This is a genomic window from Paenibacillus sp. J22R67 (assembly GCF_059692175.1).
Genome location: NZ_JCAUAX010000002.1, coordinates 678,984 through 701,359, shown reverse-complemented (window position 1 = coordinate 701,359; position 22,376 = coordinate 678,984). Strand labels below are relative to the sequence as shown.

At 43.8% G+C, this 22,376-nt stretch carries 22 protein-coding genes; 21 read left to right on the top strand and 1 reads right to left on the bottom strand.

Going from position 1 to position 22,376, the window contains the following annotated elements; translation table 11 throughout:
* Positions 1–14: 14 nt before the first annotated feature.
* Genes AC58VC_RS09285 through AC58VC_RS09275 form a run of 3 tightly spaced genes read left to right on the top strand, consistent with a single transcriptional unit; the run spans position 15 to position 2,496 of the window.
* Positions 15–1,808 carry a TP0910 N-terminal domain-containing protein gene (locus tag AC58VC_RS09285; protein ID WP_497368524.1) on the top strand — a complete coding sequence of 598 codons (1,794 nt, stop codon included), beginning with the start codon at positions 15–17 and terminating at the stop codon, positions 1,806–1,808.
* On the top strand, positions 1,805–2,119 hold the full coding sequence (locus tag AC58VC_RS09280) for an EscU/YscU/HrcU family type III secretion system export apparatus switch protein (RefSeq protein ID WP_497368523.1): 315 nt from the start codon (positions 1,805–1,807) through the stop codon (positions 2,117–2,119). The genes AC58VC_RS09285 and AC58VC_RS09280 overlap by 4 nt, the downstream gene beginning before the upstream one ends.
* The gene (locus AC58VC_RS09275; RefSeq protein WP_497368522.1) at positions 2,119–2,496 is read left to right on the top strand and encodes a YraN family protein; all 378 of its coding nucleotides are present in this window, start codon (positions 2,119–2,121) and stop codon (positions 2,494–2,496) included. Before AC58VC_RS09280 ends, AC58VC_RS09275 begins: the two co-directional genes overlap by 1 nt.
* 45 nt (positions 2,497–2,541) lie before the next feature.
* Here AC58VC_RS09275 and AC58VC_RS09270 read toward each other — a convergent pair whose 3' ends face one another.
* The gene (locus AC58VC_RS09270) at positions 2,542–4,113 is read right to left on the bottom strand and encodes a YifB family Mg chelatase-like AAA ATPase (RefSeq protein ID WP_497368521.1); all 1,572 of its coding nucleotides are present in this window, start codon (positions 4,111–4,113) and stop codon (positions 2,542–2,544) included.
* Positions 4,114–4,305: 192 nt separating this feature from the next.
* Between AC58VC_RS09270 and AC58VC_RS09265 the strand changes: the two genes are divergently transcribed.
* The 18 genes from AC58VC_RS09265 (at position 4,306) to AC58VC_RS09180 (ending at position 22,356) form a co-directional block, all read left to right on the top strand.
* Positions 4,306–4,563 carry a hypothetical protein gene (locus AC58VC_RS09265; protein WP_497368520.1) on the top strand — a complete coding sequence of 86 codons (258 nt, stop codon included), beginning with the start codon at positions 4,306–4,308 and terminating at the stop codon, positions 4,561–4,563.
* 325 nt (positions 4,564–4,888) lie between these two features.
* Complete coding sequence (gene sucC, locus AC58VC_RS09260) at positions 4,889–6,049, top strand: ADP-forming succinate--CoA ligase subunit beta (RefSeq protein ID WP_145656506.1); 1,161 nt, start codon at positions 4,889–4,891, stop codon at positions 6,047–6,049.
* 48 nt (positions 6,050–6,097) lie between these two features.
* Positions 6,098–7,030, top strand: a complete 933-nt coding sequence (gene sucD, locus AC58VC_RS09255; protein WP_497368519.1) for a succinate--CoA ligase subunit alpha — start codon at positions 6,098–6,100, stop codon at positions 7,028–7,030.
* 115 nt (positions 7,031–7,145) lie between these two features.
* Positions 7,146–8,237: a DNA-processing protein DprA gene (gene dprA, locus AC58VC_RS09250; protein ID WP_497368518.1), complete on the top strand. Its 1,092-nt coding sequence runs from the start codon at positions 7,146–7,148 to the stop codon at positions 8,235–8,237.
* Positions 8,238–8,306: 69 nt separating this feature from the next.
* Entirely contained in the window at positions 8,307–10,409 is a 2,103-nt protein-coding gene (gene topA / locus AC58VC_RS09245) for a type I DNA topoisomerase (RefSeq protein WP_497368517.1), read from the top strand.
* Between the two features lie 12 nt (positions 10,410–10,421).
* Entirely contained in the window at positions 10,422–11,738 is a 1,317-nt protein-coding gene (gene trmFO, locus AC58VC_RS09240; protein WP_497368516.1) for an FADH(2)-oxidizing methylenetetrahydrofolate--tRNA-(uracil(54)-C(5))-methyltransferase TrmFO, read from the top strand.
* A gap of 198 nt (positions 11,739–11,936) precedes the next feature.
* A complete protein-coding gene (gene hslV, locus AC58VC_RS09235) occupies positions 11,937–12,491 on the top strand; it encodes an ATP-dependent protease subunit HslV (RefSeq protein ID WP_497368515.1) in 555 nt (184 codons plus the stop codon).
* A gap of 39 nt (positions 12,492–12,530) precedes the next feature.
* Entirely contained in the window at positions 12,531–13,928 is a 1,398-nt protein-coding gene (gene hslU, locus AC58VC_RS09230; protein WP_497368514.1) for an ATP-dependent protease ATPase subunit HslU, read from the top strand.
* A gap of 38 nt (positions 13,929–13,966) precedes the next feature.
* The gene (gene codY, locus AC58VC_RS09225) at positions 13,967–14,752 is read left to right on the top strand and encodes a GTP-sensing pleiotropic transcriptional regulator CodY (RefSeq protein WP_145656493.1); all 786 of its coding nucleotides are present in this window, start codon (positions 13,967–13,969) and stop codon (positions 14,750–14,752) included.
* Between the two features lie 222 nt (positions 14,753–14,974).
* Positions 14,975–15,382, top strand: coding sequence for a flagellar basal body rod protein FlgB (gene flgB / locus AC58VC_RS09220; protein WP_497368513.1), 408 nt, complete (start codon positions 14,975–14,977; stop codon positions 15,380–15,382).
* Between the two features lie 6 nt (positions 15,383–15,388).
* Complete coding sequence (gene flgC, locus AC58VC_RS09215) at positions 15,389–15,838, top strand: flagellar basal body rod protein FlgC (protein WP_145656489.1); 450 nt, start codon at positions 15,389–15,391, stop codon at positions 15,836–15,838.
* Between the two features lie 19 nt (positions 15,839–15,857).
* Entirely contained in the window at positions 15,858–16,166 is a 309-nt protein-coding gene (fliE, locus tag AC58VC_RS09210; protein ID WP_145656487.1) for a flagellar hook-basal body complex protein FliE, read from the top strand.
* 43 nt (positions 16,167–16,209) lie between these two features.
* Entirely contained in the window at positions 16,210–17,793 is a 1,584-nt protein-coding gene (gene fliF / locus AC58VC_RS09205; protein WP_497368512.1) for a flagellar basal-body MS-ring/collar protein FliF, read from the top strand.
* A gap of 12 nt (positions 17,794–17,805) precedes the next feature.
* The gene (gene fliG / locus AC58VC_RS09200) at positions 17,806–18,822 is read left to right on the top strand and encodes a flagellar motor switch protein FliG (protein WP_145656483.1); all 1,017 of its coding nucleotides are present in this window, start codon (positions 17,806–17,808) and stop codon (positions 18,820–18,822) included.
* Positions 18,815–19,642: a FliH/SctL family protein gene (locus AC58VC_RS09195; protein ID WP_497368511.1), complete on the top strand. Its 828-nt coding sequence runs from the start codon at positions 18,815–18,817 to the stop codon at positions 19,640–19,642. The genes fliG and AC58VC_RS09195 overlap by 8 nt, the downstream gene beginning before the upstream one ends.
* A complete protein-coding gene (fliI, locus tag AC58VC_RS09190) occupies positions 19,639–20,964 on the top strand; it encodes a flagellar protein export ATPase FliI (RefSeq protein WP_497368510.1) in 1,326 nt (441 codons plus the stop codon). The genes AC58VC_RS09195 and fliI overlap by 4 nt, the downstream gene beginning before the upstream one ends.
* A gap of 9 nt (positions 20,965–20,973) precedes the next feature.
* Positions 20,974–21,417, top strand: a complete 444-nt coding sequence (gene fliJ, locus AC58VC_RS09185) for a flagellar export protein FliJ (RefSeq protein ID WP_497368509.1) — start codon at positions 20,974–20,976, stop codon at positions 21,415–21,417.
* Positions 21,418–21,441: 24 nt separating this feature from the next.
* A complete protein-coding gene (locus tag AC58VC_RS09180) occupies positions 21,442–22,356 on the top strand; it encodes a MotE family protein (protein ID WP_497368508.1) in 915 nt (304 codons plus the stop codon).
* Positions 22,357–22,376: the final 20 nt, after the last annotated feature.

The following is a 22,376-nucleotide window of genomic DNA, read 5'->3' as shown; positions in this document are numbered from 1 at the left end:
GATAATATACATAAGTGTTAGAGAGACTTGAGGTGAACGGGATGAACATAAGTGGATTAATTCGCAGCCTGGTGGGTGATTTAACCGCTTCGGATAGCAAAGTGCTAGAACTAAAAGTTGGACAAATTGTGAAAGGCGTCGTTCTCCAACTGCTTAGTGATCAAGAGGCTCTGCTTAATATAGGCGGTGTACAGGTCAGAGCCAAACTAGAAACTCCTCTTAAGCAAGGAGATGTGACTTACCTGCAGGTTCAACCGGAATCAAGCGGCGGACAAATTATGTTAAAGCCGTTGACGGCATCGGGCGTACAAATTACAGAAGATTCTCTTGGTGATCTTCTTAAGGCCTTCTCAGTTAAGGATACGGCAGGCAATCGTCAAATGGTTCAGCATATGCAGCAGGAAGGCGTTCCGGTTTCAAAAGAAACTGTAAAAGCTTTTGAAACATTAATGAGTAGCATGCCTGAAGGTGTGAATAAGGAAGAGTGGGCACAGGCTGCTGTTCTGGCCTATAAAAAGGGATTACCCCTTACACAGGAAACGGTAGGGGCTTTGAGGCAGGTTACTTCCGGTCCTCCCGTAGGGAAAGTGCTAGATCAGCTGGAGCAGCAGGCAGCGAGCTTGCTCGAGCAGGAGCCGCAGCATCCCGCTGCCGACACCGCGAAGCAGGTGGTCGCGCTGCTGAAAGAGCTGCGGGCTTCCGCCGCAGCTGTCTGGCCCGCGCGGCCGCCGGAGGCGTCGGCCGCGGCTCCGCCAGCTGCTTCGCAGGCTGGCGGCAGTGGGACGGCGGCTCCCGCAGGGCCGCCGCCAGCAACAACTCCGCCCGCTGCAGCGCCAGCGGACGTGGAGCTTGCCGCCGCCCCGGCGCAGCCGGCGGCGCAACCGCAGGCCGCCCGCGCAAGGGCGGCGGCCGTGCTGGAGGCTCAGGCGCGCAGCGCTGAGCCATTGAGAGAAGGCGAACCGCCGGTGGCGGGTTCGCCCGTGCAGCAGCCGCCTGCGAAGCAGAAGGCGGCAGAGCCTTTAGAGGCGCGTAGCAGCGCGCCTCTAAAGGCCGAGGCTGATCCAGAGCCTAACTGGATCAGCAGGATGCTCAAAGCCGTTGGCGTTGAGCATGAGGCTCATCTGGCAGCGAAGCTGGATGAGCGCGGAGACGGCATGCAACGCGGCCGGCTCCTTAAGGACGATCAGCTGCCTAATCTGATTGCTATGACTTCTCAGCAGGACGACACGGCTAAGCCTGCTGCTGAGACACTGAAGAGCCTGCTTTTACAACTTACAGCTTCTAGTGATACACCCGCGCCACTGAGAGAGGCGGCGCAGCAAGCGGTCGGGCAAATCACGGGTCAACAGTTGATGTTGACGGGTGACAAATCCGCCATGTTTGCTCATATGACCTTATTTGTTCCTTTTATGGATGGAACAGGTCAGCAATCTGCAGCGATTCATATCCAATCCCGCAAAGGCAAACGCGGTGAGGTAGATGCAAACAACTGTCGTTTATTATTTGATCTACAGATGAAAATCATGGGAAATACTTTAGTTGATGTACACGTCGTAAATAAGATCGTCTCATTAACGATTCATAATGATCATCCAGCATTAGCTCCTATGATGGAGGAGTCCAAGGAAGAAATAACATTGGCAATGAACAAGGCTGGGTATCAGTTTATTTCCTTGAAATGCTCACCCTATCCACAGCCTGTACGAAACGACGATGAGGGAAAAGTGAAGGCAGTCACAGATGGTCGAGCAGATCTTCGCTCGCTATACCTCCCAAAAACGTACAAGGGGGTAGACTTTCGGGCATGACCAAGCAAAGACATACAGCCGGAGCCCCTGAACCCACGCCGATCAAAAAGGCAGTGGCACTTCGCTATTCACCTGAAGCGCAGAAAGCTCCAACCCTAATTGCCAAAGGCAAAGGGCATGTGGCTGAAGCTATATTGCAAAAAGCTAAGGATAATGGAATTCCTGTTCAAGAAGATTCTTCTTTAGTTGAGGTGTTATCCAAGCTGGACCTGGATCAGGAAATCCCTCCTGAGCTGTATCAGTTGGTGGCTGAAGTGCTAAGCTTTATCTATCGATCAGATAACCGGATGCGATCCCAGAGGGACGGCTAATGAAGGGACAAGGTAAAGATAACAGAAAGCTGCTAGGTAAGCTTGGCGAAGATGCGGCGGAAGCATTTTTGAGCAACAGGGACTATCGGATTTTGGAACGAAACTGGAGCTGTCGTACGGGAGAACTTGATATCATAGCTGAGCAAGCAGGTACGCTCATATTTATTGAGGCCAGAACAAGACGTACGACTGGCCGTTTTGGGCTTGCCAAAGAATCCGTTGATATCCGCAAGCAACTTAAAGTGAAAGAAACGGCACAATTTTACTTGCATCGCTTTCAAAAATATGAGAATTCCGTTCGTTTTGATGTCATTGCCGTCGAGATATCCTTAGACGGAGTTACGCATCAAATTGAACATATTGAAGGAGCCTTTTGAGCTCGATCGTTGAAAAGACGAGCGGGGCGAAGGCTCTTATTTGCGTCATCCATCTTGCTCTTTTTGCTGCTTATCGAGATTCCGGTATTGGATGGCCTCAGCTAGGTGATGGGACAGAATATGATCGCTCTCCTCTAAATCTGCAATCGTTAAGGCTAAGCGGAGAATCCGGTCATGTGCTCTAGCACTAAGTCCAAGCGCCTCAAAGGATGCACTCAGCAACTGCTCTCCTTCAATAGTTAAATGGCAAATTTGCCTCATCCGGTTACCACTTAATTCATTATTATGCTGAATGCCAGTACCCACATAGCGCTCCTGCTGTCGCTGATGAGCAATTAAAACTTTCTCCAGCATTTCCGTGGATGATAAAGGATTACTTAGAGTGTATTCCTTCAGCTGAGCATAACTAGGTTTAGGTACCTCGACATGGAGATCAATGCGATCGAGCAGAGGGCCGGATATTTTGGAGCGGTATTGAAGAATTTTCGCATGCGAGCAGATGCAGGCATTTGCTTCATTTTCAGCTCCATAATAACCACAAGGACAAGGATTCATAGCAGCAGCTAAAATAAATTGCGAAGGAAATGTGTACACGGCTCGTGCCCTAGCGATTGTAACAGAGCGCTCCTCAAGTGGCTGTCTAAGGACCTCCAGTGCATTTCGTGTAAACTCAGGCAGCTCGTCCAGAAATAAAATTCCTCGGTGAGCTAAGCTGACTTCACCTGGTTTTGGTATGGTTCCACCTCCGACGAGCCCTGCAGCCGATATGGTGTGGTGAGGAGCTCGAAATGATCGAGTGCGCATCAGTGAAGAGCGATCTATGAGCTTACCTGAGGCACTGTATATTTTGGTAACCTCAAGCGCTTCATGATCTGACATGGGTGGTAAAATGGAAGGCATACGCTTTACCAACATGGTTTTACCGGTTCCAGGCGGGCCAATTAAAAGGATATTATGCATGCCTGCAGCAGCTATCATCATCGCTCGTTTGACTTGGTGCTGCCCGTTTACATCAGCATAATCGTCGACATCATGGGGAGTTGTCGAGAAATTTGTCGAATGCTCATTGAGAATACTTTTATTAACATTAAATAGATACTCGTGAGGAGATTGTCGGTTCCAATTTCTAAAATCTGAGAGATTGGTTATTCCGCAAACTTCCACACCGTCAATTAATGCAGCTTCAGAGGCATTGGGGAGAGGGACGCACACTCGGTTGATGCCTAACTTCTTCGCTGCATGCGTCATAGATAACACGCCTGGGATGGGTCTGAGTGATCCATCCAATGCTAATTCTCCCAAAAATAAGGTCATCTGTAAGGATTCACTGCTCACTTGACCGGTAGTTAGTAAAATAGCAACAGCAATAGCCAAATCGAAAGAGGAGCCCTCTTTGCGCAAGTCTGCTGGTGCTAGATTCACAGTGATTCGATCCATCGGGAAAGTAAACCCGCTATTTTTGATAGAAGTGCGAACTCTCTCCACTGATTCCCGAATAGCGGAATCTGGCAGCCCGACCAAATTCATCTGAGGTAAACCATTTGAGATGTCTACCTCTACTTCAATTGTTCTTCCTTCAATTCCCTGCAAGCAGGCGCTCCAAACTTTGCCGTACATACAATAAAACACCTTCCTCTCCTTAATAGAGCAGCAGCTAAACTACTGTTCATGAGGATAAAAGGTGCTTCCTTATTGATCCTTTTAATTTCCTCTATTGTATAGAATATGGAAAATTTACGCAATCCATAAATAGCCTTAGAACGTTTTAAATAAAGTCAATATGCACATACTGGAAGATGAGGTGATGATATGCAGGAGAAGCCGTATTTTTGTCCAAACTGCCGTTCTAATCGTATCAAATTTAGTGTGATTACCAGCTATGCGCAGTCGTTTCTGAAGGATGCTTTGTCCGGCAATATAACGGAATTCAACGATCCTAACGCAGTTCCTGAGGAAGAGCCGATGATTCAATGTCTTGTTTGCAGCTTTACAGGGAATGAATTGAGATTTATCAAACAAGCAGAGCGCGAACCGCGAGTGAACACGCCGACAACGCCACATTATTGACAAATAATAAGTTGGACGTATTTTTCAAGTTTTGAGAAATACGTCTTTTTTATGAGGGTTTTTGTCATTTAAACACATATGAGGGCGTTTAATGGCTATAAGTGATAGCTAAAGTTTTTCAGAGTGAAAGGAAAATTTGAATGAATTAACGAAAAAAATAAGGAAACTGTCGAAAATTAGTGATACAATGGTTAGGGCTTGTGAAGAAGTGTGATACTAATTCCGGCAGCAAGATTTATTTCGTGCACAACACACATAGGAAATTACACTTTTTCCCCTGTATAGCACGTATAGAAAGTCCATACTGATAGGAGGATTTTAGGAAATGAATATCCATGAGTACCAAGGCAAAGAAGTCCTGAGACAGTACGGAGTCAGCGTTCCTAACGGGAAAGTTGCTTTCACCGTAGATGAAGCTGTTGCAGCTGCAAAAGAACTCGGAACATCCGTCGTCGTAGTTAAGGCGCAAATTCATGCCGGAGGTCGCGGTAAAGCAGGCGGCGTTAAGGTAGCTAAAAACCTCGACGAAGTTCGTACATATGCTAGCGAAATTCTTGGCAAAGTGCTTGTCACTCACCAAACAGGTCCTGAAGGTAAAGAAGTTAAACGCCTTTTGATCGAAGAAGGTTGTGACATTAAAAAAGAATATTATGTTGGTGTTGTTGTTGACCGTGCTACAGGTAGCGTCGTTTTGATGGCTTCTGAAGAGGGCGGTACGGAAATTGAGGAGGTTGCTGAGCACTCTCCTGAGAAAATTTTCAAAGAAGTAGTAGATCCTGCGATCGGTCTTCAATCTTTCCAAGCTCGCAGACTTGCCTACTCCATCAACATTCCTAACGAACTGGTTAACAAAGCAGTTAAATTCATGCTTGCGCTTTACAAAGCGTTTGTAGAAAAAGATTGCTCCATCGCTGAGATCAACCCATTGGTTGTTACTGGTTCCGGCGACGTTATGGCTCTTGATGCTAAATTGAACTTCGATTCTAACGCTCTATTCCGTCATAAAGACATCGTTGAACTTCGCGATCTTGAAGAGGAAGATGCGAAAGAAATCCAAGCTTCCAAATATGATTTGAGCTACATTGCTCTTGACGGTAATATCGGTTGTATGGTTAACGGCGCAGGACTTGCGATGGCTACTATGGACATCATCAAGCACTACGGCGGAGACCCTGCCAACTTCCTTGACGTAGGGGGCGGTGCTACGAAAGAGAAAGTTACAGAAGCATTCAAAATCATCTTGTCCGATGAGCAAGTTAAAGGGATTTTCGTTAACATCTTCGGCGGAATCATGCGTTGTGACGTAATCGCTGATGGCGTTGTTGCTGCAGCTAGAGAACTTGGTCTTTCCCGTCCGCTTGTTGTTCGTCTTGAAGGAACAAACGTGGAACTTGGTAAAAAGATTCTTAACGAATCCGGCTTGAACATTGTTGCTGCTGACTCCATGGCAGACGGTGCTCAAAAAATCGTTGCACTTGTGAAATAATTAAACCCGTGCGGTTTTAAATAATATAGGGGATGTGAACAAAAGATCATGAGTATTTTGGTCAATAAACATACAAAAGTCATTACTCAAGGGATTACCGGCGCTACGGGTTTGTTTCATACCAAAGGCGGTCTTGAATACGGCACACAAATGGTTGGTGGCGTAACCCCAGGTAAAGGCGGAACAAAAGTAGACATCACACTGGAAAACGGTGAACTCGTTCAACTTCCAGTTTTCAACACAGTCATCGAAGCTAAAAATGCAACTGGTGCAACAGCATCTGTTATTTATGTACCACCTGCTTTTGCAGCTGAATCCATTATCGAAGCAGTTGACGCTGATCTTGATCTCGTTATCTGTATCACTGAAGGTATTCCTGTGCTTGACATGGTTAACGTGAAGCGTTACATGGAAGGCAAAAGAACGGTTCTTATCGGACCTAACTGCCCAGGCGTTATCACACCAGGCGAGTGCAAAATCGGCATCATGCCAGGTTACATCCATACACCAGGTCACGTAGGTGTTGTTTCCCGTTCCGGGACGCTAACATACGAAGCCGTTCACCAATTAACAACTCGCGGTATTGGACAATCTTCCGCTGTTGGTATCGGTGGAGACCCTGTAAAAGGTTCTGAGTTTATCGACATCCTCAAACGTTTCAATGACGATCCGGACACTTATGCTGTAATCATGATCGGTGAGATCGGTGGAACAGCAGAAGAAGAAGCGGCTGAGTGGGTTGCTGCAAACATGACGAAGCCAGTTGTTGGTTTCATCGGCGGTAAAACTGCACCTCCAGGAAAACGTATGGGCCATGCCGGTGCGATTATTTCCGGTGGTAAAGGTACAGCTGCTGAGAAAGTTGCAACAATGGAAAGATGCGGAATCCGCGTAGCGGCTACTCCATCTGAAATGGGTTCAACACTTGTAAGCGTCCTTGAAGAAAAAGGTATGCTTGACAAAGTTATCACAAAAAAATAGTCTCATCTTTTCGAAGGTAAGCAACCTTCCATCTCCCTTAAACAGGGATTTGGGAGGTTTTTTGTTTTTCTAGCTTTGCAAAGATTTGTCATTCGAGTAAGGAGTGTATATACTAATGGATAATCGAATCATTTTATTTGGCCTTCATGAACTTGAAGGGGTCGGCTGGAAAACCATGCTTCAGCTCGTTAATCGGTTTCCAGACCTACAAGTTTTATTTGAACTCTCCGCAGAGGAAATTGCTGCTCGAGGTATTCGTGCTTCTGTAGCTGAGGGAATTGCCTCGCAATTTACTCATGCCTTCATTGAGGAAAAGCTTCAATTATATATGAAGCAATCCATTCAAATTCTTACGATTTTGGATGAGGAATACCCTCAAATATTGAAAGAAATTGCGCAGCCTCCTTGGGTTTTATATGTGAAAGGCAAACCTGCCCTACTGAATGGACGACTATTAGGAATGGTCGGTACCCGTACGCCAACGCTTTATGGGAAAAAGATTGCAGAGGAGTGGGCAGCTGCACTTTCGCGAGCTGGATTCGGTATTGTCAGCGGGCTGGCTAGAGGAATTGACAGCAAAGCTCATATCGGTGCATTGCAAGGAAAGTCGAAGACGGTAGCTGTTCTTGGTTGCGCTATCAATCAGATCTACCCACGTGAGAATGCTTTATTATTTCGAAACATTGAGCAAGAAGGAGTTATCATTTCTGAATACCCTATTGGTACAGGGATGAAGCCTGGTATGTTTCCGCAGCGAAACCGCATTATAGCGGGATTGTCATTAGGCGTCACGGTTGTTGAGGCAGCTGAGGACAGCGGATCGCTGATAACGGTAGAGTTTGCTCTCGAGGAATCACGGGATGTATTCGCTATTCCAGGGCCTATTAATTCCCGCGTAAGCAGTGGCGTTCATAGGCTTTTAAAGGATGGTGCTAAATTAGTTACCCGTGTGGAAGAGATTGTAGACGACTACAACTATATGATTAGTTCAGATGAAAAGCGTGCTTTAAACAAGCCGTTGACATTATTTTCACTTTCGGACGAGGAAGGCGAAATTTTCCGTAAGTTGTCGAATGAACCCATTTCGATTGATGCTCTAATGGAGGACGGACAATTTACGTTTGGACATTTGCATGCAGTTCTGTTATCTTTACTATTGAAAAAGGCGATTAAACAGCTTCCAGGTTCTACCTACATCCAAGCATAGGCTATTCAAGGAGTTTTTCTTCTCGCCAATAGACTTAACCTTGAAATTAAGAGGGGAGGAAGGACGATCATGGCAGATTCATTAGTGATTGTTGAGTCACCAGCTAAAGCCAAAACCATCGGCAAATATTTAGGCAGCAAATTTATCGTAAAAGCCTCGATGGGTCATATTCGCGACCTTCCGAAAAGCCAAATTGGCGTTGAAGTAGATCGTAACTTTGAGCCTAAATACATAACTATCCGTGGTAAAGGTTCTATATTAAAAGAGTTAAAAGATGCTAGTAAAAAAGTAAAAAAAATATATCTCGCAGCTGACCCGGATCGTGAAGGTGAAGCGATTGCCTGGCATTTAGCGCATTATTTGGATGTTGGTGCAGATGAACTGTGCCGTGTTGTGTTTAATGAAATTACGAAGGATGCTGTGAAGGATGCTTTTAAAACACCTCGCCGCATTAATCAGGATCTTGTTAACGCACAGCAGGCTAGACGGATATTGGATCGACTTGTAGGTTATAAAATAAGCCCTTTACTTTGGAAAAAAGTAAAGAAAGGTTTATCAGCAGGTCGTGTACAGTCCGTCGCAGTTAGACTGATTCAAGATCGAGAGAATGAAATTAAAGCTTTTGAGCCTGAAGAATACTGGTCCATTACAGCTCTGTTGGATGCGGGAAAGACAGGATTTGAAGCGAAGTACCACAGCATTAACGGCGAGAAGAAGGAACTGCATTCGCAAGATGATGTTAACGAGATTTTAGCTGCAATGGGCAACGGTAAGTTTACCGTCAAAGAAGTGAAGGAGAAAGAGCGTGGGCGTAACCCGTCTCCTCCATTCATTACGAGCTCCATGCAGCAAGAAGCGGCACGTAAATTGAACTTCCGGGCGTCTAAGACGATGTCAGTGGCGCAGCAGTTATATGAAGGAATAGACTTGGGGAAAGAAGGTACGGTTGGTTTAATTACGTACATGCGTACGGATTCAACACGGATTTCACCTGTCGCCCAAGAAGAAGCTAGAGAGTTTATTCAGATGAAATACGGTGCAGCCTTTTATCCAGAAACACCCCGTGTTTACACGAAAAAGAATGCAAATGCACAAGATGCACATGAAGGAATCAGGCCAACCTCAGTGCTTCGTGAACCTGAACAGTTGAAAGAATTCCTTAGTAGAGATCAATATCGTCTCTACAAACTCGTATGGGATCGTTTTGTTGCTAGTCAAATGTCATCCGCCATCTTGGATACGATGACCATCGATTTGACCGCAGGTGAAACCGTATTCCGGGCGAACGGTTCCAAAATGAAGTTTGCCGGATTTATGAAGGTTTACGTTGAAAGTAATGATGATGGAACGACAGAAGAGGATAAATTGCTTCCGCCGTTATCCAAAGGCGATGTTTTGGACAAACAAAGCATTGACCCCAAACAACACTTTACTCAACCGCCTCCACGGTATACGGAAGCCCGTTTAGTGAGAGCACTCGAGGAAATGGGCATTGGCCGACCAAGTACGTACGCACCGACGCTGGAAACGATACAGAAGCGTGGTTACGTTGCGATCGAAGAGAAAAAATTCGTTCCTACTGAGTTAGGCGAGCTTGTCATTCAATTAATGCATGAGTTCTTTCCAGAAATTCTCGATGTTGAATTCACAGCGCATATGGAAGAGGAACTTGACTTTGTAGAAGAAGGTAAAGAGGATTGGGTAAGAGTCCTGGATACATTCTATACTTCCTTTGAGAAACGGCTTGAATTTGCCGAAGAAGAAATGAAGGAAATTGAAATTCAGGATGAAGTATCTGATGAGATCTGCGAGAAATGCGGTAAGCATCTTGTTTATAAAATGGGACGCTTCGGTAAGTTCCTGGCTTGCTCCGGATTCCCGGAATGCCGTAATACGAAGCCAATTATCAAAGATATCGGTGTCACATGCCCAACCTGCCATACTGGTAAGATTGTAGAACGCAGAAGTAAGAAGGGCAGAGTATTCTATGGCTGTGATCAATATCCAACTTGTGATTTTGTCTCGTGGGATAAGCCTGTTAACAAGCCATGTCCAGTCTGCAGCTCGATGATGATCGAGAAAAGAAGTAAAAATGGCATCAGCATTCAATGTACGAAATGCGACCATAAAGAAGAAGTAAATGAAGATCAGAACGACGATATGAAAGATTAGAGGTGTCCGATTTTGCCAGAATACCCAAGAGTAACAGTCATCGGAGCAGGACTCGCTGGAAGTGAAGCAGCTTGGCAGATTGCACGTCAAGGTGTCCCTGTTACTTTATACGAAATGCGTAATGTCCGTAAAACACCAGCTCACATAACAGATCAGTTTGCAGAGTTGGTGTGCAGTAACTCCCTTAGATCCAATGGTTTGACAAATGCTGTTGGCGTATTGAAAGAAGAGATGAGACGAATGGACTCCTTAATTCTCTCATGCGCTGACCAGCATGCTGTACCGGCAGGTGGAGCTTTGGCCGTTGACCGTGATGGGTTCTCACAAGCGGTTACACAAACGCTGCGTAACCATCCGCTAATTGAGGTCATCAACGAGGAAGTGCAGGTTTTGCCGGAGGGCATCACCGTGGTAGCCTCGGGTCCGTTAACTTCACCAGATTTGTCGAACCAACTTAAAGGGCTGATGGGTGAGGAATACCTGTACTTCTATGATGCGGCAGCACCGATTATAGAGAAAGATTCCATTGATATGAATAAAGTTTACCTGGCTTCTCGATATGACAAAGGTGAGGCAGCTTACCTCAATTGTCCGATGACAGAAGAGGAATTCAATGTTTTCTACGAAGCCTTAATAACGGCAGAAGTAGCAGAACTTAAGGAATTCGAGAAAGAGATCTATTTCGAAGGCTGCATGCCCTTAGAGGTAATGGCCAAGCGCGGTAGGCAGACGGTGTTGTTCGGGCCAATGAAGCCGGTTGGACTAATTAACCCGCACACTGGAAAGCTGCCACACGCCGTTGTACAGCTTCGTCAAGATAATGCCGCGGGAACCTTATATAACTTGGTTGGTTTCCAAACCCATTTGAAGTGGGGCGAGCAAAAACGTGTTCTGTCTTTGATTCCTGGGTTGGAACAAGCAGAGTTCGTCCGTTATGGCGTTATGCATCGCAATACTTTTATCAATTCACCGAAGCTTCTTGAGCCGACTTACCAGTACAAGCATCGTGAGAATCTGTTTTTTGCTGGACAAATGACAGGTGTTGAAGGTTATGTGGAATCTGCCGCATCCGGTTTAATTGCTGGACTTAATGCTGGTCGATTAGCAAAAGGGGAACCTTGTTTGGTACTTCCTGAGGAAACAACGTTAGGCAGCATGGCTCATTACATTACGACAGCTGACTTTAAACATTTTCAGCCTATGAATGCTAATTTCGGATTACTTCCACAACTTCCGGAGCGAATTCGCAACAAAAAAGAAAAATACGAGAAGTTGGCTAATCGGGCGATTGAGAGTATTCAGAATTTTTCGAAAACAATAGCAGAATAAGTTGTAATCTCACTATTCAGTGTGTTACTATAATAATGTTTTGAATTATTATTCATTCGTATTCTCATACATTTACCTCTAGATGCGGTCTAATTTGTGAAATTGACCTCGCTAGAGGTTTATCTCTTTTTATTAGGTCGAAACCAAGTCAAGAAATTGTTTACACGGTGTATGATTCCATTGGAGGAGTGAGAAGAGATGGATGCCAGTCAGGCGCAATTTCATGCGACAACTATTTTTGCCATTCGTCATCAAGGTAAAGGTGCAATAGCCGGAGATGGTCAAGTCACTTTTGGTAACAATATGATTATGAAGAACAGTGCCAAAAAGGTGAGGCGTTTACATAGAGGGAAAGTTATCGCAGGTTTTGCAGGATCAGTAGCCGATGCGATTACCCTTTTTGAAAAATTCGAAGGCAAACTCGAAGAACATCATGGTAATTTACAGCGCGCAGCCGTCGAACTCACGAAGGATTGGCGTCAAGATCGCGTGTTACGTCGATTGGAAGCGATGATGATTGTTATGGATGACACTAGCTTATTGCTTCTCTCAGGCAACGGGGAGATTATTGAACCGGACGATGGCATTCTGGCGATTGGTTCTGGCGGCAGTTTCGCATTGGCAGCAGGAAGAGCATTATATCGTCATGCGCCAGCGCTCAGTGCCAAAGAGATTGCACATGCTGCACTTACAACAGCCGCTGAAATTTGCGTGTTCACAAATCATAACATTATTGTCGAAGAAATCGAGTAAGTCAGAATTGATTACGCACTTTTTTAGGAGGGTACCCGAATGGCAAATAGCTCCCTAACACCTAAACAAATTGTCCAGGAATTAGATCGATACATTGTAGGTCAAAAGAAAGCAAAGAAATCGGTTGCTATTGCTTTGCGGAATCGTTATCGGAGAAATCTGGTGGATGAAGCCATGAGGGATGAGATTGTTCCCAAAAATATTTTGATGATTGGACCAACAGGCGTAGGTAAGACTGAGATTGCCCGCAGATTAGCTAAATTGGTTGGAGCACCTTTTATTAAAGTAGAAGCAACCAAATTCACTGAAGTAGGTTATGTCGGCCGTGACGTCGAATCGATGGTAAGGGATTTAATTGAAACCTCAATTCGTATGGTTAAATCGGAACGCATGGAAGCAGTGAAAGACCGTGCAGAGACGTTAGCTAATGAGCGAATTGTTTCTTTATTGGCTCCAAGTCCATTGCGCACCAAATCGCAGCGTAATCCGTTCGAAATGCTGTTTGGAGGCCAGAATCAACCCGAGCAGGAAGAGAGTGCGCCTGATCCAAATCTAGCGTCTAGAAGGGCTCAAATCGCAGATCAATTGACTAGTGGTAAATTAGAAGGCGAGATTGTTGAGATTGAAGTGGAAGACTCTTCTCCTTCCATGTTGGATATGCTTGCTGGGCAAGGAAACGAGCAAGCCGGCATGAATATGCAGGAAATGTTTGGTAGCCTGATGCCCAAAAAAATGAAGAAACGCAAGCTTCCAGTGAAGGAAGCAAGAAAAGTTCTAACACAAGAAGAAGCGCAGAAATTGATTGACATGGACGATGTTATCCAAGAGTCGATTCACCGCGCTGAGCAGTCGGGTATCATATTTATCGATGAAATCGATAAAGTAGCCAGCAGTTCCCGCGGGGGGAATGGTCCAGATATTTCGCGTGAAGGCGTACAGCGAGATATTCTCCCAATCGTTGAGGGTTCTACCGTTATAACGAAATATGGACCTGTGAAGACGGATTATGTCTTATTCATTGGTGCTGGGGCTTTCCATATTGCCAAACCTTCAGATTTGATCCCAGAGCTTCAGGGGCGTTTTCCGATTCGAGTAGAATTGAGTGATTTAACGCTTGAGGATTTTGTTTCTATTTTGAAGGAACCCAAAAATGCACTAACGAAACAGTACACGGCTTTGTTACAAACAGAAGGTATAACAGTTGAATTCGCTGAGGAAGCTATTCAGGAAATAGCTCGAATTGCGGTAGAAGTCAATCAGAACACAGAAAATATCGGAGCGCGTCGTTTGCACACGATCTTGGAGAAATTACTTGAGGATCTTTCCTTTGAAGCCCCAGAAATTACATTGGAGTCCTTCGTAATCAATCCAGAATATGTACGCGAAAAGCTGAGCGGTATAGTTCAAAATAGAGACTTGAGTCAATACATTTTATAATGAGCGATTGCAGGGTTACGTAAGTAGGAGGCAGTTACATGAGTTTATTAAACAAAACAAGAAGGCTAAATCGATTGCTGCAAAAGGAAGCAGGGAATGCGGTTAGCTTTATGGATATGGCAGAAGTTCTTCGTGATATTGTTATAGCAAATATATATGTTGTTAGCCGTAAAGGGAAGATTCTAGGTTATGCAACAACGAATGATCCGATTTCATCTGAAATGAATCAGGCGATCTTGCTTGAACGTAGATTTCCGTCTGAATCCAACAATCTTTTATTGAAAATAGAAGAAACGACGTCGACGTCAGAACCAAGTAGCCCGTATTTTTACTACACAGAACAAATGAAAGACATGTTCCCTTACACCCACACGACGCTGGTACCTATTATTGGTGGTGGCGATCGGTTAGGGACACTAATTCTAAGTCGCAATGAAAGCCTATTTATTGATGATGACTTAATATTAGCTGAATATGGCTCGACAGTAATCGCTATGGAGATCTTGAGAGAAAGAGCAGAAGAGATCGAAGAAGAGGCTAGAAGTAAAGCTGTCGTTCAAGTAGCAATAGGCTCATTATCATTTAGTGAAATGGAAGCTGTAGAGCATATTTTTGAGGAATTAGATGGCAAAGAAGGGCTTTTGGTCGCGAGTAAAATCGCTGATCGCGTTGGAATTACGCGTTCTGTTATCGTGAATGCACTTCGTAAGCTGGAAAGTGCCGGAGTTATAGAGACACGCTCGCTTGGTATGAAGGGCACTTATATCCGAATTTTAAATGAACAATTAATCCAGAGTATCGAACAGATCAAGACGAAACTATAATCAGTACTATTGAAAAGCCCTGTCTGCAAAAAGATAGGGCTTTTTTCTTATTGTAACTTAAGCTAATATCTTAGATGATTAGAAAGGTAATGAACTTACAAATTTCTACAACAGGAAACTTTTTCTATTTATTTTGTGAAAATAATGTCGAAATAAGAAGGAATACATACTTTCTTTGTGGAAGTATAGTGTCGAATACTCTATTGAAAGGGGGGAACGAGTATGTCTTTGTTGGACAAACCCAGTTGGAACTTGATGGAGCGTTCGCTCGATGCTTCGACGCTTAGACAAAAAGTGGTAGCGAACAACGTCGCCAATGTGGACACACCTTACTTTAAGCGGTCAGATGTATTGTTTGAAGAGCTTTTGCAAGGTGAAATGAATTCATCAACGCCCTCTATAGAAGGTTATCGGACAAACCCTAAGCATTTCTTTATAGGCGAATCGACAAATTTACCGAATTCAGAAATTAAAACCGATGAATCGACAGCGATTAACAACAACTTGAACAATGTCGATATGGATTATGAAATGTCTTTAATGGCTAAAAACCAACTGAAATACAATACGATGATTCAGCAAATGAACAGTGAATTTAAAAAAATGCGCACAGTATTAGGGGGGAAGTAATAACCAATGAGGCTCACTAACGGATTTGACATCAGTTCATCAGCACTGACTGCACAACGTTTAAGAATGGATGTCGTCTCTTCAAATATTGCTAATGCGGATACAACACGTGCTAAGTTTGTGGATGGGAAATGGGTTCCGTATACGAGGAAGTTAGTTGCATTTGAAACAAAGTCACAACCGAGTTTCGCACAGTCTTTGCAATCAGCAATGGGAGATGGAACAGGCGAAGGTGTAAGAGTCAACAAAATCTTCGAAGATCAGTCGCCACTTAAACAAGTATATAACCCTACACATCCTGATGCAGATGCAAATGGATTTGTTTACATGCCCAATGTTGATGTGCTAAAAGAGATGGTTGATATGATTTCTGCGACAAGATCTTATGAAGCTAACGTTACCGCGCTTAATGCAAGTAAATCAATGATTACAAAGGCATTAGAGATCGGTAGATAACGAATCGGGAGGTTGCAGAATGATAGACAAAATTAGTTATAGTCCATTAAATATCATGAGCTCAGTTCAACCCAAAGACAATTCAGGTGAAGGTGCTGCGGATCTTGGTAAACGATTTGGTTCTTTTCTGAATGAAGCGATGACGAATTTAAACACGCAACAACAACAAGTCGATCAGCTTAATCAAAGTTTCATTAAAGGAGAGCTTTCAGACGTCCATCAGCTTACGATTGCTTCCGAGAAAGCATCATTAGGTCTGGAACTTACTGTGCAAGTTAGAAATAAAGTCCTTGAAGCATACCAAGAAATGATGAGAATGCAGCTGTAATTGACGAGATGCTGCTAAAACTTTGGTTCGATGGGGTGACGGAGTGAACGAGAATCTCCTCCAGTACTGGGAGAAAGTTAAACAGTATTGGAATCGATATAGTAGAACAACAAAAATAACATTTATCGCAACGGTTGCCCTTCTGATCCTTACAGCTGCAATTATCAGTGTTAATTTATCTAAGACGGAATATTCCTTAGCATTTACCGAACTTCAGCCAAGTGACGCGGCTGCGATCAAAGGTTATCTAGACACAGCTAAAATTCCATACAAGCTTAGTGCTGATGGTAAAAGCATCGAAGTGCCTACAAATGAAGTTGCGAACGTGAAACTCGGTGTTGAGTCACAAGGTTTAAACAAAAATGGTTCTCTAGGATTCGGTGCTTTTAGCAACAGTAGTTCTTTTGGTATCACAGATAACGAGTTTAAAGTGAAATATTTAAATGCGATTCAAGGTGAGTTGCAGCAGCTTATTAATTCCAATCAAGCCATCGCAGGTTCAAAGGTTCTTATTTCACTTCCGGAGGATGGGCCTTTCTTGCAACAGCAAGAAGAGAAAGCAACAGCATCCGTTGTTCTTCAAATGAAACAAGGCTACACACTTGATCAAGGTAAAATTGATACCATCTATAACTTGGTTTCACACAGCATCAAAAATCTCCCTGTTGAGAATATCACCATCTCAGATCAATATGGGCAAAGCTTAGTTTCTTCCAAATCAGGAGGTCAGTCTTCCTCAAGCCTAGTGACAAGCCAGTCCGACATTAACGATAAGTTTCAGAAAGATCTGCAGAAAAATATTATGAACATGCTGGGAACTATGTTTGGACGCGACAAAGTAAATGTAAGTGTATTCTCTACCATGAACTTTGATCAAAAGAAGAGTAAAGAACAGCTCGTCTCCGCGCCAAATCAAGTGGATCAAAAGGGCTTGGAAATTTCCTTGCAGGAAGCTAGCGAGTCTTACCAAAATAATGGCGCAGATACTGGCGGCGTTCCTGGTACTGGCACGACGGATGTACCTGGTTACCCAGGATCGTCAAACTCAGGGAAATCGAATACAGAGAAAAACACAAAGACAGTAAATTACGAAGTGAATCGGATTACGAACGACATTGTTGCGACACCGTACATAGTAAAAGATCTAAGTATTAATGTCGGAATTGAACCACCGGTTAAAGATGATCCGACTTCTTTGACAGCTGAAACGAAAACTGCTGTGCAAACCGCTTTGGTTAGTATTGTTAGGACCGCACTAGCAGATAACAAGGCTACATATACAGACGATGAATTACAGAAAAAAGTTACAGTTCTTGCACATTCTTTTGCACGACCTGCAGATACACTTGCTTCCAAAACAACAACGTACTTAACTTACGCTGGTTTGGCATTAGCGGCGCTTGCGATTGGTGCGATTGCTGGATTTGCAATTAGAAGACGCAGAAAAGCTGCACAACAATTAATGGAACAAGATCTAAGCATGGCAGCGAATAAAGCTGAGCTTCCAACGATTGATATTGAAAATGTAACTAATGACAATCAAGTACGTAAGCAGTTAGAAACTCTTGCGAAAAAGCGGCCAGAAGACTTTGTCAATCTGCTTCGTACTTGGTTAGTAGACGAATAGAGGTGCACTTGTATGGCCAAAGCTGCTCTAAACGGGTTAACCGGACGACAAAAGGCAGCCATTCTTTTGATCAGTTTAGGCCCTGAGGTGTCTGCTCAAATATTTAAACATTTACGAGAAGAAGAGATTGAGCAGTTAACACTAGAGATTGCGAATGTAAGGAAAGTAGATTCTTTCGAAAAAGAAGCGATTCTGTCTGAGTTTCATCAGATTTGTCTTGCACAAGAGTTCATTTCTCAAGGCGGTATTGCTTACGCCAAAGACATCTTGGAGAAGGCGCTTGGTTCTCAGAAAGCACTGGATATTATTAATCGTCTGACAGCTACTTTGCAGGTAAGACCATTTGACTTTGCTAGAAAAGCAGACCCGGCACAAATCCTTAACTTTATTCAAAATGAAAATTCGCAAACCATTGCACTAGTCTTGTCCTATTTGCAAGCGGAGCAAGCTTCTATCATCTTGTCTTCGTTGCCTCAAGAAAAACAAGCAGATGTTGCAAAGCGTATCGCATTGATGGATAGCACTTCGCCAGAAGTGATCAGTCAGGTTGAACGTGTACTCGAGCAAAAGCTATCGTCAACTGTTACACAGGACTACACAAATGCTGGAGGTATTGCATCAATCGTTCAAATTTTGAATGGGGTTGATAGAGGAACTGAGCGGACCATTCTTGATTCTCTAGAAATCCAAGATCCTGAATTGGCTGAAGAAATTAAGAAACGGATGTTTGTCTTTGAGGATATTGTCAATATTGATAATCGTTCTATTCAGAGAATTATTCGTGATATTGAGAATGCCGATCTACAGCTTGCGCTTAAAGTGGCGAGTGAAGAAGTTCGCGATGTTCTATTCAAAAACATGTCCAAACGGATGGCAGAGACGTTCAAGGAAGAAATGGAATTTATGGGGCCTGTTCGTTTGCGTGACGTTGAAGAAGCACAAACGAGAATTGTCGCTACAATCCGCCGCCTAGAGGAATCAGGTGAAATCATCATTGCACGTGGTGGAGGAGACGATATTATTGTCTAATATCATTAAATCATTTGCTTATTACGCTGTAGATGATAAGAAATTGGTTGAAACGATCTCGCCATTTCAGTTCCTTAATGAAGATCATGATGGAAGTAATCAGCTGACTCCTGAGCAACAGCAGGAATTATCTGAAGCAACGAACTTGAAAGATCAGATTCTTCAAGACGCTGAAGAATTTGCTAATGAGCAGATTCAGCAGGCCATGCAGGAATGTTCGGAACTCCGAGAACAAACGCAGGAAGAAATTAATAGCTGGTGGCAAACACGCCGTGCAGAAGATGAAGAGCAAGTCTCCTTATCCAAGCAAACAGGTTTTGAAGAAGGCTACCAACAAGGAATTGCTCAAGCTGAAGAAGCGCTTAGACAGGAATACAGTGAAATGTTATCGGAAGCTCAAAGTATTCTAGAGCAATCCTACAAGCTTAAACAGCAGATCATTCAAGAATCTGAGCCTTTCTTGATAGAATTAAGCACATCGATAGCTGAGAAAGTCATAGGTAAACAATTAACCTTAAATCCAGAATGGGTTGTTGAGTTGATTCAAACCGTTCTGTCGCGTAGACGCGAAAAAGGGATCATTGCTTTATGTGTTGCTCCTTCTCAATTTGCTTACATACAAGATGCACGTGAAGAGTTGCTAACATCTATAGACTCACAGGCTGAGTTGCAAATTATTCCTGATTCTACAGTACAAGATCGTGGATGCGTGATTCGTTCGTCTTTTGGAAGCATTGATGCCCGAATCGATACACAGCTGAAGGAGATCAAATCAGCACTGCAACAGTTGGCTACTCAAAGTGAGGGTACAGGATCATGAACAGCCCACTACCAAAAGTTGATAAATACAAAGAGCATTTGCACTCGATCGACCCCATCCGTGTCAATGGAAAAGTAACACAAGTGATCGGATTGACGGTTGAATCAGAAGGGCCAGATGTGAGTATTGGCGACCTTTGTTACATTTACCCGCATAAATCCAATAAGCCTTTAAAAGCGGAGGTCGTTGGTTTTCGCAGCAATAAAGTGGTGCTGATGCCGCTCGGCGATTTGGATTCAATCGGACCTGGCTGTGATGTTGTAGGTACTGGAAAACCACTTACTGTTCAAGTAGGCCATGAGCTGCTTGGTAAAGTGTTAGACGGATTAGGACAACCACTGGATGGTTCGTTTCTACCTTCAAGAATGGCTCAATATTCTACGAATAATGCGCCGGGTAACCCCTTAGCTCGCCCGCGAGTGCTGAATCCAATCTCCGTAGGTGTACGTTGCATCGATGGATTATTGACAATTGGTAAAGGTCAGCGTGTTGGTATTTTTGCAGGGTCTGGTGTCGGCAAGAGTACGCTGATGGGAATGATTGCCCGTAATACATCTGCAGATGTTAACGTCATTGCACTTATCGGTGAGCGGGGCAGAGAGGTCTTGGATTTTATCGAAAGAGATCTAGGTCCTGAAGGACTAGCAAGATCAGTAGTTATCGTTGCAACATCTGATCAACCTGCGCTCATTCGCATCAAAGGAGCAATGATTGCGACAAGCATCGCTGAGTATTTTCGCGATCGCGGCCTAAATGTGATGATGATGATGGATTCCGTCACACGGTTTGCCATGGCACAGCGCGAAGTAGGCCTTGCTGTCGGGGAGCCTCCAGCAACCCGAGGTTATACACCTTCGGTTTTTGCTATGCTTCCGCGTCTACTAGAGCGATCAGGTACTGGTCCGAAAGGATCCATTACTGCATTTTATACGGTGCTCGTTGACGGCGATGATATGAATGAACCAATTGCTGATGCGGTACGTGGGATTCTTGATGGTCACATAGTGCTAAACCGCAGCATTGCCAACAAAGGTCATTATCCTGCCATTGATGTTTTGTCCAGCGTAAGTCGTGTAATGAAAGAAATTGTGCCTTCTGAACACATGGAAGCTGCTGATCATTTAAAGCGACTTCTCTCTATATATAAAGATTCGGAAGACCTTATCAATATTGGGGCGTACCAAAAAGGTTCTAATCCAAATATTGATGTTGCAATGGATCATATTGAAGCCATATGGGACTTCACGAAGCAAAAAACTAGTGAAAAACTTACGTATGAAGAAGCTCAAGAACGTTTGATTCACGAATTTTATAAGGGATGAGGGTTCTAAATGCAATTTCGTTATTCTTTCCAGCAAATTGTCGATTTAAAAAACAATGAACGAACACAGGCAGAGTGGATCTTATCTGAGGCAATGGGTCAACTACGGAACGAAGAAACGAATTTACATGGATTATTTGAGCAAAAAGAGAACCTGCATGAGGAAATGGTAACGGCCTCTTGCGATTCAGTATCTATTGCAAAGATGCTTATGCTGCAAACTTATATGAATCATGTGGACCAGCAGATTGCTCGTAAACATCAAGATGTTCAGCAAGCTAAGCATATCGTGCTCAAAAAGCAGGAACATCTTTCGGAAAGAATGATCGATGAGAAGGTGTGGTCGAAAGCTAGAGAGAAGGCATTCGGCCAATTTCAATCCTTTGTTGCCAAAAAAGAGCAGGATGCTCTGGATGAAATGGCAACAAACCGGTTCAAACGACTCTCTTATTGAGGAAGGTAAAGGAGGAACAAGGAGATGGCCGATACAAGCATTGAAGGTGCATCTTATAGTGCGCTGGAGCGGTTTCTGATATGGTTTGTCATCCCCTTTGTGTTTACGGCTGTCTTGCTTTTCGTGTTGCTGTCAATCTTTGATTATGATATCAAGAGCAGTATTCAGAAAGCGTTGCATAACACTCCGGTGGTTGGAGCAATTGTTCCCGCGCCTAAAGAAAAAAGTGTTGCTAGCGGAACTGGTAAAGAGACAACTCCTGAACAAAGCATCAAAACCAAGGATGATGAGATTACGAAGTTGAATGCCAAATTGGCAGAGCTTCAGTCCACTTTGCAGAAGGCTGAATCAACAACTGAGCTGAAGGATCAATCACTCAAAGATGCAGAAGCAAAGATTACTGAACTTGAAGAAAAGTTGAAAGATAAGACGCAAACAGAAGAAGAGTATGCGAATCAAATTACTCAGCTTGCCAATATGTACGCCAAAATGACGCCGAGCAAGGCGGCTCCAATTATCGAAGCCCTTACACCCAAAGAAATGGTGCTAATCTTCTCCATGATGAAAGCGGACAGTCGCGGGGCTATCCTGGAGAAAATGGATGCTGCTAAAGCGGCCGAAGCATCGATGGGACTTAAAGACGTTACTCCTGTAAGAGATAAAGAGATTGCCGCTTTGCAAGAAAGATTAGCAACGAATGGAGCAAGCACAGCAAAAGCGACGACATCTGTCAGCAAATCGGATTTAGGTCAAACTTTTGCTAACATGACTCCCAAAAGTGCTTCAAATGTGTTAATTGAAATGAATAAAGCAAATCCCGATAAAGTATTAGCCATTCTAAGTGGCATGGATAATGCTTCCCGTTCCAAAGTGATGTCAGCATTGTCTGATGCGAATAAGGAAATCGCTGCTTCAATTTCAGCTAAACTTGTTCAGTAACTGACTTTGATCTTAGGAGG

Excerpts from the sequence above, each read along its gene's own strand:
- AC58VC_RS09280 (WP_497368523.1), top strand. The coding sequence starts at position 1,805 with ATGACCAAGCAAAGACATACAGCCGGAGCCCCTGAACCCACGCCGATC.
- AC58VC_RS09275 (WP_497368522.1), top strand. The coding sequence starts at position 2,119 with ATGAAGGGACAAGGTAAAGATAACAGAAAGCTGCTAGGTAAGCTTGGC.
- AC58VC_RS09270 (WP_497368521.1), bottom strand. The coding sequence starts at position 4,113 with ATGTACGGCAAAGTTTGGAGCGCCTGCTTGCAGGGAATTGAAGGAAGA.
- AC58VC_RS09265 (WP_497368520.1), top strand. The coding sequence starts at position 4,306 with ATGCAGGAGAAGCCGTATTTTTGTCCAAACTGCCGTTCTAATCGTATC.
- sucC (WP_145656506.1), top strand. The coding sequence starts at position 4,889 with ATGAATATCCATGAGTACCAAGGCAAAGAAGTCCTGAGACAGTACGGA.
- sucD (WP_497368519.1), top strand. The coding sequence starts at position 6,098 with ATGAGTATTTTGGTCAATAAACATACAAAAGTCATTACTCAAGGGATT.
- dprA (WP_497368518.1), top strand. The coding sequence starts at position 7,146 with ATGGATAATCGAATCATTTTATTTGGCCTTCATGAACTTGAAGGGGTC.
- topA (WP_497368517.1), top strand. The coding sequence starts at position 8,307 with ATGGCAGATTCATTAGTGATTGTTGAGTCACCAGCTAAAGCCAAAACC.
- hslV (WP_497368515.1), top strand. The coding sequence starts at position 11,937 with ATGGATGCCAGTCAGGCGCAATTTCATGCGACAACTATTTTTGCCATT.
- hslU (WP_497368514.1), top strand. The coding sequence starts at position 12,531 with ATGGCAAATAGCTCCCTAACACCTAAACAAATTGTCCAGGAATTAGAT.
- codY (WP_145656493.1), top strand. The coding sequence starts at position 13,967 with ATGAGTTTATTAAACAAAACAAGAAGGCTAAATCGATTGCTGCAAAAG.
- flgB (WP_497368513.1), top strand. The coding sequence starts at position 14,975 with ATGTCTTTGTTGGACAAACCCAGTTGGAACTTGATGGAGCGTTCGCTC.
- flgC (WP_145656489.1), top strand. The coding sequence starts at position 15,389 with ATGAGGCTCACTAACGGATTTGACATCAGTTCATCAGCACTGACTGCA.
- fliE (WP_145656487.1), top strand. The coding sequence starts at position 15,858 with ATGATAGACAAAATTAGTTATAGTCCATTAAATATCATGAGCTCAGTT.
- fliG (WP_145656483.1), top strand. The coding sequence starts at position 17,806 with ATGGCCAAAGCTGCTCTAAACGGGTTAACCGGACGACAAAAGGCAGCC.
- fliI (WP_497368510.1), top strand. The coding sequence starts at position 19,639 with ATGAACAGCCCACTACCAAAAGTTGATAAATACAAAGAGCATTTGCAC.
- fliJ (WP_497368509.1), top strand. The coding sequence starts at position 20,974 with ATGCAATTTCGTTATTCTTTCCAGCAAATTGTCGATTTAAAAAACAAT.
- AC58VC_RS09180 (WP_497368508.1), top strand. The coding sequence starts at position 21,442 with ATGGCCGATACAAGCATTGAAGGTGCATCTTATAGTGCGCTGGAGCGG.